Origin of the sequence: Pseudomonas fuscovaginae SE-1 (genome assembly GCF_000364705.1) — a bacterium.
Classification (GTDB): Bacteria; Pseudomonadota; Gammaproteobacteria; order Pseudomonadales; family Pseudomonadaceae; genus Aquipseudomonas; species Aquipseudomonas fuscovaginae_A.
In genome coordinates this window covers 1-13,212 of the sequence record NZ_AQOH01000001.1, presented here as the reverse complement: position 1 = coordinate 13,212, position 13,212 = coordinate 1, and the positions used below count along the sequence as shown (strand labels likewise).

The 13,212-nt window shown below is 63.0% G+C and carries 14 protein-coding genes; 9 read left to right on the top strand and 5 right to left on the bottom strand.

Going from position 1 to position 13,212, the window contains the following annotated elements; all coding sequences use genetic code 11:
- Positions 1 to 104: 104 nt before the first annotated feature.
- Positions 105 to 743 (top strand): TetR/AcrR family transcriptional regulator, encoded by a 639-nt coding sequence (locus tag K675_RS0100070; RefSeq protein WP_017901487.1) that lies wholly within the window; start codon positions 105 to 107, stop codon positions 741 to 743.
- A gap of 145 nt (positions 744 to 888) precedes the next feature.
- Here K675_RS0100070 and tauD read toward each other — a convergent pair whose 3' ends face one another.
- The 4 genes from tauD to tauA are packed head-to-tail and all read right to left on the bottom strand — an operon-like array spanning position 889 to position 4,417.
- Entirely contained in the window at positions 889 to 1,722 is an 834-nt protein-coding gene (gene tauD / locus K675_RS0100065) for a taurine dioxygenase (protein WP_017901486.1), read from the bottom strand.
- Between the two features lie 48 nt (positions 1,723 to 1,770).
- Complete coding sequence (tauC, locus tag K675_RS0100060; RefSeq protein WP_017901485.1) at positions 1,771 to 2,601, bottom strand: taurine ABC transporter permease TauC; 831 nt, start codon at positions 2,599 to 2,601, stop codon at positions 1,771 to 1,773.
- A complete protein-coding gene (gene tauB, locus K675_RS0100055) occupies positions 2,598 to 3,392 on the bottom strand; it encodes a taurine ABC transporter ATP-binding subunit (RefSeq protein WP_017901484.1) in 795 nt (264 codons plus the stop codon). The genes tauC and tauB overlap by 4 nt, the downstream gene beginning before the upstream one ends.
- A gap of 47 nt (positions 3,393 to 3,439) precedes the next feature.
- Positions 3,440 to 4,417, bottom strand: coding sequence for a taurine ABC transporter substrate-binding protein (tauA, locus tag K675_RS0100050; protein WP_017901483.1), 978 nt, complete (start codon positions 4,415 to 4,417; stop codon positions 3,440 to 3,442).
- Positions 4,418 to 5,101: 684 nt separating this feature from the next.
- Between tauA and K675_RS0100045 the strand changes: the two genes are divergently transcribed.
- The 8 genes from K675_RS0100045 (at position 5,102) to K675_RS0100010 (ending at position 12,546) form a co-directional block, all read left to right on the top strand.
- Positions 5,102 to 6,493, top strand: coding sequence for an OprD family porin (locus K675_RS0100045; protein WP_017901482.1), 1,392 nt, complete (start codon positions 5,102 to 5,104; stop codon positions 6,491 to 6,493).
- A 323-nt stretch (positions 6,494 to 6,816) separates the two neighbouring features.
- Complete coding sequence (locus K675_RS0100040) at positions 6,817 to 7,455, top strand: peroxiredoxin (protein WP_017901481.1); 639 nt, start codon at positions 6,817 to 6,819, stop codon at positions 7,453 to 7,455.
- Between the two features lie 403 nt (positions 7,456 to 7,858).
- Positions 7,859 to 8,452: an NADPH-dependent FMN reductase gene (gene ssuE / locus K675_RS0100035; RefSeq protein WP_017901480.1), complete on the top strand. Its 594-nt coding sequence runs from the start codon at positions 7,859 to 7,861 to the stop codon at positions 8,450 to 8,452.
- Positions 8,453 to 8,545: 93 nt separating this feature from the next.
- The gene (locus K675_RS0100030) at positions 8,546 to 9,511 is read left to right on the top strand and encodes a sulfonate ABC transporter substrate-binding protein (protein WP_017901479.1); all 966 of its coding nucleotides are present in this window, start codon (positions 8,546 to 8,548) and stop codon (positions 9,509 to 9,511) included.
- A gap of 29 nt (positions 9,512 to 9,540) precedes the next feature.
- Positions 9,541 to 10,689, top strand: coding sequence for an FMNH2-dependent alkanesulfonate monooxygenase (gene ssuD / locus K675_RS0100025; RefSeq protein ID WP_017901478.1), 1,149 nt, complete (start codon positions 9,541 to 9,543; stop codon positions 10,687 to 10,689).
- 9 nt (positions 10,690 to 10,698) lie between these two features.
- Positions 10,699 to 11,487 carry an aliphatic sulfonate ABC transporter permease SsuC gene (gene ssuC / locus K675_RS0100020; protein ID WP_017901477.1) on the top strand — a complete coding sequence of 263 codons (789 nt, stop codon included), beginning with the start codon at positions 10,699 to 10,701 and terminating at the stop codon, positions 11,485 to 11,487.
- On the top strand, positions 11,484 to 12,290 hold the full coding sequence (ssuB, locus tag K675_RS0100015; RefSeq protein ID WP_017901476.1) for an aliphatic sulfonates ABC transporter ATP-binding protein: 807 nt from the start codon (positions 11,484 to 11,486) through the stop codon (positions 12,288 to 12,290). Before ssuC ends, ssuB begins: the two co-directional genes overlap by 4 nt.
- 40 nt (positions 12,291 to 12,330) lie before the next feature.
- Entirely contained in the window at positions 12,331 to 12,546 is a 216-nt protein-coding gene (locus tag K675_RS0100010) for a TOBE domain-containing protein (RefSeq protein WP_017901475.1), read from the top strand.
- Positions 12,547 to 12,611: 65 nt separating this feature from the next.
- Here K675_RS0100010 and K675_RS0100005 read toward each other — a convergent pair.
- Positions 12,612 to 13,212 (bottom strand): NYN domain-containing protein (locus K675_RS0100005; protein WP_017901474.1); only part of this gene is annotated, 601 nt, incomplete at its 5' end.

Below are 13,212 nucleotides of genomic sequence, written 5' to 3'. Positions count from 1 at the left end.
GCACCCCAACGCGGCGGTGCAGCGTCCCGACAAGCCCGCTCGCCACAAGACACCGCCGAACCGTCCTCGCGTACAATCCCCCGCAGCCCCAGCCGGAGAACCCCATGCCCCGCCCCGCCACCGCCCGCAAACCCCGTGCACGCAGCCAGGCGCGGATCGACTCGATCCTCGAGGCGGCCCGCGCCCTGCTGGCCGCCGAAGGCGTGGCCAACCTGTCGATCTACAGCGTGGCCGAACGGGCGCAGATTCCGCCATCGTCGGTCTACCACTTTTTCGCCAGCGTCCCGGCCCTGCTCGAAGCCCTCACCGCCGACGTCCACGCCGCCTTCCGCGCCTGCCTGCAGGCACCGATCGACCACGCCAGCCTCGGCAGTTGGCGCGACCTGTCACGCCTGGTGGAACAGCGCATGCTGGTGATCTACAGCGAAGACGCCGCGGCGCGGCAGTTGATTCTCGCCCAGCATGGCCTGACCGAAGTGACCCAGGCCGACCGCCAGCACGACATCGAGCTGGGCGACCTGATGCACAAGCTGTTCATCCGCCACTTCGAACTGCCGACGCTGCCGACGGAGGTCGATGTGTTCGCGCTGGCGATGGAGTTGGGAGATCGGGTCTACGCGCGGTCGATGCAGTTGCACGACCAGATCACGCCGCGCATGGCCGAGGAAGGCATGCGGGTGTTCGACGCCTACCTGGGCCTGTACCTGCCGCCGTACCTGCCCAAGCGCGAAACCCCGCTCTGAAGCACAACACCGGCTCCCACAGTGACCGGGTCGAACGCAAAACCAGATTTCATACCCAATCTGTACGACCCTGGCTTGTCAGCGAATAGGCCTTCGAGTCTTGTACAGAACCACAGAATCTCCCACAGGAAAATGCAGCACTCTTTCAGAACGGCGCGTCGCCGAGGATGGTCGCCCGGTGCATCACCCGCCGGTTCGGCCGATAGTCATCCACCGCGTAATGCTGGGTCACGCGGTTGTCCCAGAAGGCCACGTCGTTCTCCTGCCAGCGCCAGCGAATGGTGAACTCGGGGCGCGTCGCGTGGGCGAACAGCAGCTTGAGAATCGCCTCGCTCTCCGCTTCCTCCAGCTCATTGATCCGGGTGGTGAAACCCTCGTTGACGAACAGCGCCTTGCGCCCGCTCACCGGGTGCGTGCGAATCACCGGATGAGACAGCGGTGGGTTGCTCCTGCGGGTTTCCTCCCAGCGCGCCAGGTCTTCGGGCGTGCTGCCGAAACGCTCGACAGGAAACGACTTGATGAAGTTGTGCGTCGCCGTCAGCCCATCCAGCAGCCGCTGCAACGGTGCGGACAACGCCTCGAACGCCGCGATCCCGCTGGCCCACAGGGTGTCGCCGCCAAAGGCCGGCAGTTGCTTGGCCGCCAGCACCGCACCGAGGGCCGGGGTCGGCAGGAAGGTCACGTCGGTGTGCCAGATCGCGTTGTCGCGCACGTCGGTAACCGCCGTATCGAGGACCAGCACCTGCGGCTGTTCCGGCACGTTCGGGTAGATCGGGTGGATATGCAGGTCGCCAAAATTCGCCGCGAACGCCGCCTGTTGCCGCGGGTTCAGCGGCTGATTGCGGAAGAACAGCACCTGATACTTGAGCAGCGCCTGCTCGATGGCATCTCGCTGCTCGATATTCAGCGGTCCGCTCAGGGCAATGCCGTCGATCTGCGCGCCCAGGGCCGCGCTCAGGGGAGTAATGGTCAGGCTCATGGTCGGTTCTCTTCAAATACGTGCCGAGCGCTCGGCTGGATCAGTCTGTCAGTGAGCCTGGCCGTGCCACGGCACCAGCTTGCGTTGCAGGGCGCGCAGGCCCATTTCCATGGCGAAGGCGATCAGGGCGATGACCAGGATCCCCAGCACCACCACATCGGTCACCAGGAACTGTGCCGCCGACTGGACCATGAAACCCAGGCCGCTGGTGGCCGCTATCAGCTCGGCGGCGACCAGGGTCGACCAGCCGACCCCCAGCCCGATGCGCACGCCCGTGAGGATGTCCGGCAAGGCGCTGGGCAGGATCACATGACGGATCAACTGTGCCCGGGTCGCGCCCAGCGACAGTGCCGCGCGCAGCTTGGCCGGGTCGACGGTGCGCACGCCGGTGGCGGTCGCAATGGCGATCGGGGCGAAGATCGCCAGGTAGATCAGCAGCACTTTCGACAGCTCGCCGATACCGCACCAGATCACGATCAAAGGCAGGTAGGCCAACGGCGGAATCGGCCGGTAGAACTCGATCAGCGGGTCGAGGATGCCCCGCGCAATCCGGTTGTGGCCGATGGCGATGCCCACCGGGATGGCGGTCAGCACCGCGATGCCCAGCGCCAGGCCGATTCGCCCGAGACTGGCGGCGAGGTGCTGCCACAGGGTCGCGTCCATGTAGCCTTTGGTCGCCAGCAGCCAGCCTTTTTCCAGGACTGCCGAAGGCGGTGGCAGGAACAGCGGTTCGATCACGCCAAACGCGGTGACGGCCCACCACAACGCGATCAGACCCAGCAGAGTCAGGACGCTGATCCAGCGGGTGCCCAGGCTGCGGCGCACAGCCGGCGCGCTCGATGGGGTGGCGCTGGCCGCCGGCAATTCATAGCTGCTCATACGAACTCCTGCCGCGAAGCGGCGCTGCGTTGGGAGAACACACGGGCCAGCACGTGCTCGCGGGTTTCGATGAAACGGGGATCGGATTTGATCGAGCGGGCCGACTCACCGGCGCTGTAGCGCTGGCCGAAATCCAGCTTCAGGTGTTCCACCACCCGCCCCGGGCCGGGCGCCAGCAGAATCAGGTCGGTGGCAAGGAATACCGCTTCTTCAATGTCGTGGGTAATCAGGAACACCGGCTTGGCGGTGCGCTTCCAGACCTGCAGCAACAGCTCCTGCATCTGTTCGCGGGTGAAGGCATCGAGGGCACCGAACGGCTCATCCATCAATAGCACCCGAGGGTCTGCCGCCAGCGCACGGGCCAGACCAACACGCTGCCTCTGGCCACCGGACAGTTGCCAGATACGTCGCGAATCGAAGTTCGCCAGGTCGACCAGCGCAAGCATTTCCCGGGCACGGGCCTCGCGCCGCTCGCGCGGCACACCGGCCAGTTCCAGACCGAAGCCGACGTTGGCCAGCACATCCTGCCAGGGCAACAGGGCATCGTCCTGGAACACCACGCCACGCTCGGCACCCGGCCCCTTGACCGGTGCGCCGTCGAGGGTGATGCGCCCGGCGCTGGGTTCGACGAACCCGGCGATCAGGTTCAGCAGCGACGTCTTGCCGCTGCCCGACGGCCCGAGGGCCACCAGCAATTGCTGGGGCCCCAGGCTGAGGGAAATATCCGACAACACCGGCTCGGCCGCACCGGGATACTGTGCGCTGATGCGCTCCAGTTGTAACAAGGCCATGGCGATGGGCTCCTCAGTCCGGGGCCTGGGCAAGCAGGCTCGCGGGGTCAGTTGGTGATGAACTTGGCGCTGACGTAAGGGGCATAGTCCGGCAGGACCGCCTCGACCTTGCCCTGCTCCTTCAGGAACGCCGCGGTATCGGTGATCGCCTGGGCGGTTGGCTTGCCGAGGACGGTGACCTGGTCGGCCGCCAGCGGGTAGACGTTGCCCTGCAGCAGCAGCGGGATATCACTGGCCTTGGCGCCGGAGAGCTTGACCAGTTTGTCGACGTTGCCTTTGTCGGCCAGCCAGGCCTGTGGGTCTTTTCGGTATTGCGCGTAGGCATCAAGCGTCACTTTGGCAAACGCCTTGACGATTTCCGGGTGCTTCTCGGCAAAGTCCTTGCGCACGATCCAGGCATCGAAGGTCGGCGCACCGAATTTCGCCAGTTCGCCGGAGGTGATCAGCACCTTGCCGTTTTCCTTGGCCACGCCCAAGGCCGGGTCCCAGACGTAGGTGGCGTCGATATCGCCGCGCTTCCAGGCGGAGATGATGGCTGGCGGCGCCAGGTTGAGCACCTGCACCTTCGCCGGGTCGATGTTCCAGTGTTTCAACGCGGCCAGCAGGCTGTAGTGGCCGGTGGAAACGAACGGCACGGCAACTTTCTTGCCGACCAGGTCCTGCGGTGAATTGATCCCGGAGCCGTCGCGGGCAACCAGGGCTTCGGCGGCGCCGATCTGGGTGGCGATCAGGAAGGTTTCCACCGGCACCTTGCGGGTGATGGCCGCCGTCAGCGGGCTGGAACCGAGGTAACCGATCTGCACGTCGCCCGAAGCGATGGCCGAGATGACGTCCGCGCCATTGTCGAACTTGCGCCAGTCGATCTTGGCCTGGCTGACCTTTTCATAAGTGCCGTCGGCCTGGGCGACCTTGGCCGGATCGACGGTGGTCTGGTAGGCCACGGTGAGATCGGAGGCCTGCGCGAACAGGCTGGCCCCGGCCAGGGACAGTGCCGCCAGCAGGCGGAGCGGGGAATGCGGTTTCATCGGAAAAGCTCCTCAACGGGTGACCGGGACTCGGCATGTCGAGAAGACTAAATGATCTAAGAATATTAAAATAAATAACTTATTTGCATTAGCTTATGAGAGGAAACAGACCTGCCTGCCCCCGGAAACCGGGACTCTCGTCACCCGATCCGCTTCATCGGATTGGCCAGACGGTATTTCCTGATCTACGGTTGAAAGTTCGTCCCATGGGTCACGCTCCGGACCGAACGTCGGAATGTGACAACCACATGGCAATCTTGCTGCGGACAAATGCTGTAATAAATTGACGAGAGTGGCAGCGTTTCGCCATGATTGCGTCGCCTTTTTGATCGCCCATGACGTACGGAGACTGCTCCACAAGTCGAAGGGTTCTAAAAAGAGGCAGAAAAATACTTTTCAGGAATGAGCCACATGGTCGATAACACCCTCTGGCGAGGTGCTTGATGAAGCATCATATTCCTGAATCGTCTGAAAAAGGACGAAATGATTCTTTTTGGGTTTATGACAAAGTCATTACTCTGCACGGACCAAACAACAGCGGTTAGACCAAAGTCGTAGACAGGGTTTGTACGATTGACTTACCAGTCACGATCCGGCGCTAATCGCGCAATCTGTGGCGCCAGAGGGGCGTAGATCCCGAGCCAATCAGAAATACAAAAATTAGAAATGAGAGGAGCAAGACCAATGAAGAAGTCCACTCTGGCCCTGGCTGTGGCCGTGGGGGTTCTGGCGCAGCAGGCAGGCGCCGCAGGTTTCATCGAAGACAGCAAGGCCACTCTGGGTCTGCGCAACTTCTACATCAATACCGATAACCGCGATGGCGCTACCAAAGCTGCCGGCGCGCAGAGCAAGGTCGAGGAATGGGGCCAAGGCTTCGACCTGCGCTTTATCTCCGGCTATACCCAAGGTACCGTTCAATTCGGTATCGATGCCATTGGTCTGTACGGTGTGCGCCTGGATTCAGGTCGTGGCACCAACGGTGCTACTACCACGTCCTACGGTAGCACCATGTTCCCAACCGAGTCCGTCAACGGCTCGAACAGCCGTGCCGTACCTGACTTCGCCAGCCTGGGCCTGACCGGTAAGGTCAAGGTTTCCCAGACCGAACTGAAAATCGGTACCCTGCAACCAAACAACCCGGTCATCAAGGCCAACGACGGTCGTCTGCTGCCACAAACCTTCACCGGTGGCGAGCTGAAGTCGAACGAGATCAAGGATCTGACACTGACCGGTGGTCTGATCAACGCTGCAAAAGGCCGTAACTCCAGCAACGACGAAGGCTTGTCCATCGCCGGTGCCAACAGCCCTACCTCGAGCGGCCGTCGCAGCAACAAGTTCTACTACGGTGGCGCTGACTACAAGCTCACCAAGGACCTGACCGCGTCTTACTACTACGGTGAGTTGAAGGACTTCTACTCGCAGAACTTCCTGGGTCTGGTACACAACTGGGCAATTGGCCCAGGCGTACTCAAGAGCGACCTGCGCTACTACCGCAGCCGCGATGACGGTGCGAACAGCGATACCAACGCTTACTTCACCACCGGCTACTACGATGACAAATCTGTCAGCACCCGTACCCGTGGCAAGGTCGACAACGACCTGTACAGCTACTTGGCCTTGTACTCGATCGAAGGTCACACCTTCGGCGCCGGCTACCAGTACAGCAAGGGCGACAGCGACTTCCCTTGGCTGAACCAGGGTGACGGTTCGTCGGCCAGCATCACCACCGACGTACAAATCCAGAAATTCGCCCGCGCCGGCGAGCGTACCTGGCAGGCTCGTTACGCCTATGACTTCGCCAAGGTCGGTGTACCTGGCCTGACCGCCGGGATCATCTACCTGCGCGGCAACAATATCGACACCGTCGGCCGAGTGGGTACAGCTCAAGTGACCACGGTCGGTACCGGTGGCACCGAGTGGGAACGCGATATCAGCGTTGCTTACGTGGTACCGGAAGGCACCTTCAAGAACCTCGGTTTCGCCTGGAAAAACGCCATGTGGCGTAACGACATTCCAGGTCAGCGCAACCAGGACGAAAACCGCCTGATCGTCAGCTACTCGATCCCGCTGCTGTAAGAAGCGCGTGACCGTCTAGAAGAAAGATCCACACTCGGCCCGGCGCAACGCCGGGCCGAGTGCTTCACGTCTTGCATACAGCACTACCTTCAGCTTCGGCCTCCCGCCAAACCTCGACATCACGGCGTTCGGCACTCCACTGAGTTACATCCCCTTAGCCCTCTCACAAGCTGTGGACAAGAGTGCGCCCGGTCGCCCTGGACGTCCAATGAAGATGTTTTTAATATTTCTTTATATTCTAAATAAATCGATATTTATTCTTTTTAAATAATCCAGACTACAGGCACATTAGGGCTCATCCACCTTCACCCAAGGAGCAGCACATGAGCCTCAGACTGGGCGACATCGCCCCCGACTTCGAACAGGATTCCAGTGCCGGCAAGATTCGTTTCCACGAGTGGCTCGGCGACAGCTGGGGCGTGCTGTTTTCCCACCCCGCGGACTTCACCCCGGTGTGCACCACGGAGCTTGGCTTCACCGCCAAGCTCAAGGACGAATTCGCCCAGCGCGGCGTCAAGGCCATTGCCCTGTCGGTGGACCCGGTGGACTCGCACCACAAGTGGATCGAGGACATCAACGAAACCCAGCACACCGTCGTCAACTTCCCGATCCTGGCCGACGCCGATCGCAAGGTGTCCGACCTGTACGACCTGATCCACCCCAATGCCAGCGATACCCTTACCGTGCGTTCGCTGTTCGTGATCGACCCGAACAAGAAGATCCGGCTAACCATCACCTACCCGGCGAGCACCGGCCGCAACTTCCACGAGATCCTGCGGGTGATCGACTCGCTGCAACTGACCGACAACCACAAGGTCGCCACTCCGGCCAACTGGCAGGACGGCGACGAAGTGGTGATCGTGCCGTCGCTCAAGGACGAGGAAGAGATCAAGCGCCGCTTTCCCAAGGGCTACCGCGCGGTGAAACCGTACCTGCGCCTGACGCCGCAGCCCAATCGCTGAGGCCCTTGCGGCGGGCAGCCAGTGCCCCTCGCCTGTAGGAGCGTGGCTTGCCCGTGATCGAGTGCGAAGCACTCTCAGGCCCTGAGAACGCGTTTCGCCAGAAACACCATGCGAGGTGATTTTACGACTGCTTCGCAGCCGATCGCGGGCAAGCCACGCTCCTACAGAGGACGCCGCCTCCAGCGAGGGATTTCAGTTTCCAGGCATTCACAAAGCAGGGGTTTTCAGGCCGTTTCGACGGCCTATTTTTTTGCCTGGAACAAAACCGACCTTATATTCAATTTAAGAATAAACAAATGAACAAATAAGATTTATGGATATATAAAATGACTGGTAAGGTCTGTCCAAACCAAGCGACATCGCAACCCGCGAATCGCCGTCCTATGTTTGAGGAAAGACCTTCATGCTGGTCGTGACACTCGGAGGAAGCCCCAGCCAGCGATCACGCTCCGGGGTACTGCTGGACCATGCCAAACGCTGGCTCAACCAGCACGGTATCGAAGTGGTGAGCTACCAGGTCCGTGACTTCAATGCCGAAGACCTGCTGCATGCACGCTTCGGCAGCCCGCAGGTGGTCGACCTGCTGCAGCACATCGAGCAGGCCGACGGCCTGGTGATTGCCACGCCGGTGTACAAGGCCTCGTTTTCCGGCGCCCTGAAGACCCTGCTCGACCTGCTGCCCGAGCGCGCCCTGAGCCACAAGGTGGTACTACCGATGGCTACCGGCGGCAGCATCGCCCATATGCTCGCCGTGGACTACGCGCTCAAGCCGGTGCTCGCCGCGCTCAAGGCCCAGGAAATGCTTCACGGCATCTTCGCCGAGGACAGCCAGATCGCCTACGGCGAAGGCAGTGCCCAGGCGCAGTTGGCCCCGGCGCTGGAACAGCGGCTGGCTGAAGCCCTGGAACAGTTCCACAGCGCCCTGGCGCGCCGGCCCAAGCCACTGGACCCGGCCCTGCTCAACGATCGTCTGCTGAGTGCTCGCTGGAGCATCTAGCCCGCCTTACCCGCTGTCGATGTACTGGCCTTACTCGCCCGCCAACGGGCAAGCAGGTGCAGCCAAAACCCTAACTGCAAAAAGGAGAGCGCCATGCGCACTGTCATTTTGCGTCGTGGTCTGGTCGCTCTGTTTGCTGCGGCTGTCACCTTCGGCGCCATTACCCAAGCCCAGGCCGAGTCCCTGCGAATCGGCTACCAGAAGTACGGCACCCTGGTCCTGCTCAAGGCCAAGGGCAGCCTGGAAAAACGCCTCGCCGCCCAGGGCGTGCGGGTGCAATGGACCGAATTCCCCGGTGGCCCGCAACTGCTCGAAGGATTGAACGTCGGCTCGATCGATTTCGGCGTGACCGGCGAGACCCCGCCCGTGTTCGCCCAGGCAGCCGGCGCCAACCTGCTCTACGTCGCCTCCGAACCGCCTGCACCGACCAGCGAGGCGATCCTGGTGCCCAAGGACTCGACGATCCAGTCGGTGAAGGAACTCAAGGGCAAGAAGGTCGCCCTCAACAAGGGCTCCAACGTGCACTACCTGCTGGTCCGCGCCCTGGAGGACGCCGGCCTCAAGTACAGCGACATCCAGACCGTCTACCTGCCGCCCGCCGACGCCCGCGCCGCCTTCGAGCGTGGCAGCGTCGATGCCTGGGTGATCTGGGACCCCTACCAGGCCGCCGCCGAGCAGCAGCTCAAGGCGCGCACCCTGCGCGACGGCAAGGGCCTGGTGGACAACAACCAGTTCTACCTGGCGACCAAGCCATACGCCGAGCAGCACCCTGAGGTGATCAAGGCGCTGGTCGAGGAAGTCCGTGCCGTCGGCGACTGGTCCAAGGCCAATCCCGAGGAAGTCACCGCCCAGGTCGCCCCGCTGCTCGGCCTGCCCGCCGACATCACCCTGACCTCGGTGAAACGCCAAGGCTACGGTGCGCAGTTCCTCACCCCCGAGGTGGTCGCCGCGCAGCAGAAAATCGCCGACAGCTTCTACCAGCTCAAGCTGATTCCCAAGCCGCTGAGCATCAAGGACGTGATCTGGACACCACCAGCCGCCGTCGCCACCGCACCTTGACCCGAACGCCTTCCTTAGGAGACAACTCCATGAGCCTCAACCTCTTCTGGTTCCTGCCTACCCACGGCGACGGTCATTACCTTGGCACCGCCGAAGGCGCTCGCGCCGTCGACCACGGTTATCTGCAGCAGGTGGCGCAGGCCGCCGATCGCCTCGGTTTCGGCGGCGTGCTGATCCCCACCGGACGTTCCTGCGAAGACTCCTGGCTGGTGGCCGCCTCGCTGATCCCGGTGACCCAGCGCCTGAAATTCCTCGTCGCCCTGCGTCCCGGAATCATTTCCCCGACCGTGGCGGCGCGCCAGGCCGCGACCCTCGACCGGCTCTCCGGCGGCCGCGCGCTGTTCAACCTGGTGACCGGTGGCGACCCGGACGAACTGGCCGGCGACGGCCTGTTCCTCGACCACGAAGAGCGCTACCAGGCCTCGGTGGAGTTCACCCGCATCTGGCGCCGGGTACTGGAAGGCGAAACCGTCGACTACGACGGCCAGCACATCAGCGTGAAGGGCGCCAAGCTGCTCTACCCGCCGCTGCAGCAACCGCGTCCGCCGCTGTACTTCGGCGGCTCGTCGGAAGCCGCCCAGGACCTCGCCGCCGAACAGGTCGACATGGTCCTGACCTGGGGCGAGCCGCCGGCCGCCGTCGCCGAGAAGATCGAGCAGGTGCGGGCCAAGGCCGCCAAGCAGGGTCGCACCGTACGCTTCGGCATCCGCCTGCACGTGATCGTCCGCGAAACCAATGCCGAGGCCTGGAAGGCGGCGGAAAAACTCATCTCGCACCTGGACGACGACACCATCGCCCGCGCACAGAAATCCCTGGCGCGCTTCGACTCGGTCGGCCAGCAGCGCATGGCCGCGCTGCACGGCGGCAACCGCGACAAGCTGGAAGTCAGCCCCAACCTGTGGGCCGGCGTCGGCCTGGTGCGTGGCGGTGCTGGCACCGCACTGGTGGGCGATGGTCCGACCGTCGCGGCACGGGTCAAGGAATACGCGGACCTGGGCATCGACACGTTCATCTTCTCCGGTTACCCACACCTGGAAGAGTCCTACCGGGTCGCCGAACTGCTGTTCCCGCATCTGGACATCGAGCGTCCGCAGCGGCCGCAAAGTGCCGGCTACGTCAGCCCCTTCGGTGAGATGGTCGCCAATGACATCCTGCCCAAAGCCGTGTCCCAGAGCTGAGGCCGCGCCATGACCACCCTTACCCGAATCACCCATCGGCTGGCGCCCTGGGCGCTACCGATCCTGCTGCTGGCGGCGTGGCAGTTGTCGGTCTCGGCCGGCTGGCTGTCGACCCGCATCCTGCCCGCGCCGAGCGCCGTGGTCGAAGCCGGCGTCGCCCTGGTGCAGAGCGGCGACATCTGGACCCACCTGGCCATCAGCGGCTGGCGCGCCGGCCTCGGCTTCCTCATCGGCGGCAGCATCGGCCTGGCCCTGGGCTTCATCACCGGCCTGTCGAAATGGGGCGAACGCCTGCTCGACAGTTCGGTGCAGATGATCCGCAACGTGCCGCACCTGGCGCTGATCCCGCTGGTCATCCTGTGGTTCGGCATCGACGAGTCGGCGAAGATCTTCCTGGTCGCCCTTGGCACCCTGTTCCCGATCTACCTCAACACCTACCACGGCATCCGCAATGTCGACCCGGCGCTGGTGGAGATGTCGCGCAGCTATGGCCTGTCCGGCTTCAGCCTGTTCCGCCAGGTCATCCTGCCGGGCGCGCTGCCGTCGATCCTGGTCGGCGTGCGCTTCGCCCTTGGCTTCATGTGGTTGACGCTGATCGTCGCCGAAACCATCTCGGCCAGCTCCGGTATCGGTTACCTGGCAATGAACGCCCGGGAGTTCCTGCAAACCGACGTGGTGGTCCTGGCCATCGTGCTCTACGCGGTGCTCGGCAAGCTCGCCGACCTGGCGGCCCGGGGCCTGGAACGCGTCTGGCTGCGCTGGCACCCGGCCTACCAGAGCAAAGGCGGTGCGGCATGACGGCCCAACAACCCCCACGCCTGCTGCAAGGCATTCCGCTGGCGGCGCGCAAACTGCAGAAAACCTTCGGCGAGCGCCAGGTGCTGCGCGAGATCGACCTGCACATCCCGGCCGGGCAATTCGTCGCCGTGGTCGGCCGCAGTGGCTGCGGCAAGAGCACCCTGCTGCGCCTGCTGGCCGGTCTCGACAAACCCACCGGTGGTGATCTGCTGGCGGGCTCCGCACCGCTGAGCGACGCCCGCGAAGACACCCGCCTGATGTTCCAGGAAGCGCGACTGCTGCCGTGGAAGAAGGTCATCGACAACGTCGGTCTCGGCCTCAAGGGCGACTGGCGCCCACAGGCCCTGCAAGCCCTGGAAGCCGTTGGCCTGGCCGACCGCGCCAATGAGTGGCCCGCGGGCCTGTCCGGCGGCCAGAAGCAGCGCGTGGCCCTGGCCCGCGCCCTGATTCACCAACCACGGCTGCTGCTGCTCGACGAACCGCTGGGGGCGTTGGACGCCCTGACCCGGATCGAGATGCAGCAACTGATCGAGCGCCTTTGGCAGCAGCATGGTTTTACCGTGCTGCTGGTGACCCACGACGTCAGCGAAGCCGTGGCCATCGCCGATCGGGTGATCCTGATCGAAGACGGCCAGGTCGGCCTCGACCTGCACGTCGAACTGCCGCGCCCGCGGGTGCGGGGCTCCCATCGCCTGGCGGCGCTGGAGACCGAAGTGTTGAACCGGGTGCTGTCGCTGCCTGGCGTGCCACCCGAGCCGGAACCTGTTTCACCCTTGCCCACGCAACTGCGCTGGGCGCTGTAACCAAGCCTTGCCTACTCAATCAAAGACAGGAATCAACGCCATGACCATCAAAGCCATCAACGTGCGCAACCAGTTCAAGGGCACCGTCAAGGAAATCGTCACCGGCGACGTGCTGTCGGAAATCGACGTCCAGACCGCTTCCGGCATCGTCACCTCGGTGATCACCACCCGTTCGGTCAAGGAACTGGAGCTGGAGATCGGCAGCGAAGTGATCGCCTTCGTGAAATCCACCGAGGTGTCGATCGCCAAGCTGTAAGCGGTGGCACCCAGCGACCCCGGACGGCCTGGGCCCTCCGGGGTTTTCTTTTTTGGGTGAAAGATCTACCAGTAGTCAGGCTTCATGGCTGGTTTCTTCCGGGTAGGCAGTTGGCATGCAGCCAGCTCCTCGGTTGTCACGGTATGGCGCATCCAGTTCGAATGATTCTTCAATGAGCCAGGTGCATTACGCTTGATATCTTCGCGATGCGGCAGGATCACGCCAATCCGTAACGCCGGGTAATCCTCACGCAGCGCCCTGAGTGCCGGGGTCATATCCGTATCGGCGGACACCAACACTATCTGCTCCACTCGCTCGTCGGCCGATAACGAGGCCTGCTTGGCTGCAAGCCGGTACATGCTTATCGCAATATGAACATCCGTTTCCTTTTCCTCGATTTTCCAGATGGGAACCTGATCGAACCTTGAAGGGCGAGTCTTCTTATCGACGAATCGAGGTTCAAGCCCGGATTCGAGCTGATGGCGACCGTGGTGTACCTGAACACTCTTTTCTATCAGAGCACGTAGATAAGTATCCTGCGCCTCCTTGGATACCCGGCCACGGGTGGCGAGGTCGGGCTTGACCCCCGAGGTGAAAAAATCGACAGACGTCAGCTCATTATCCGATCGCTCAGTTCGCAGGATATGGGCGAGTAGTTTTGGCAGG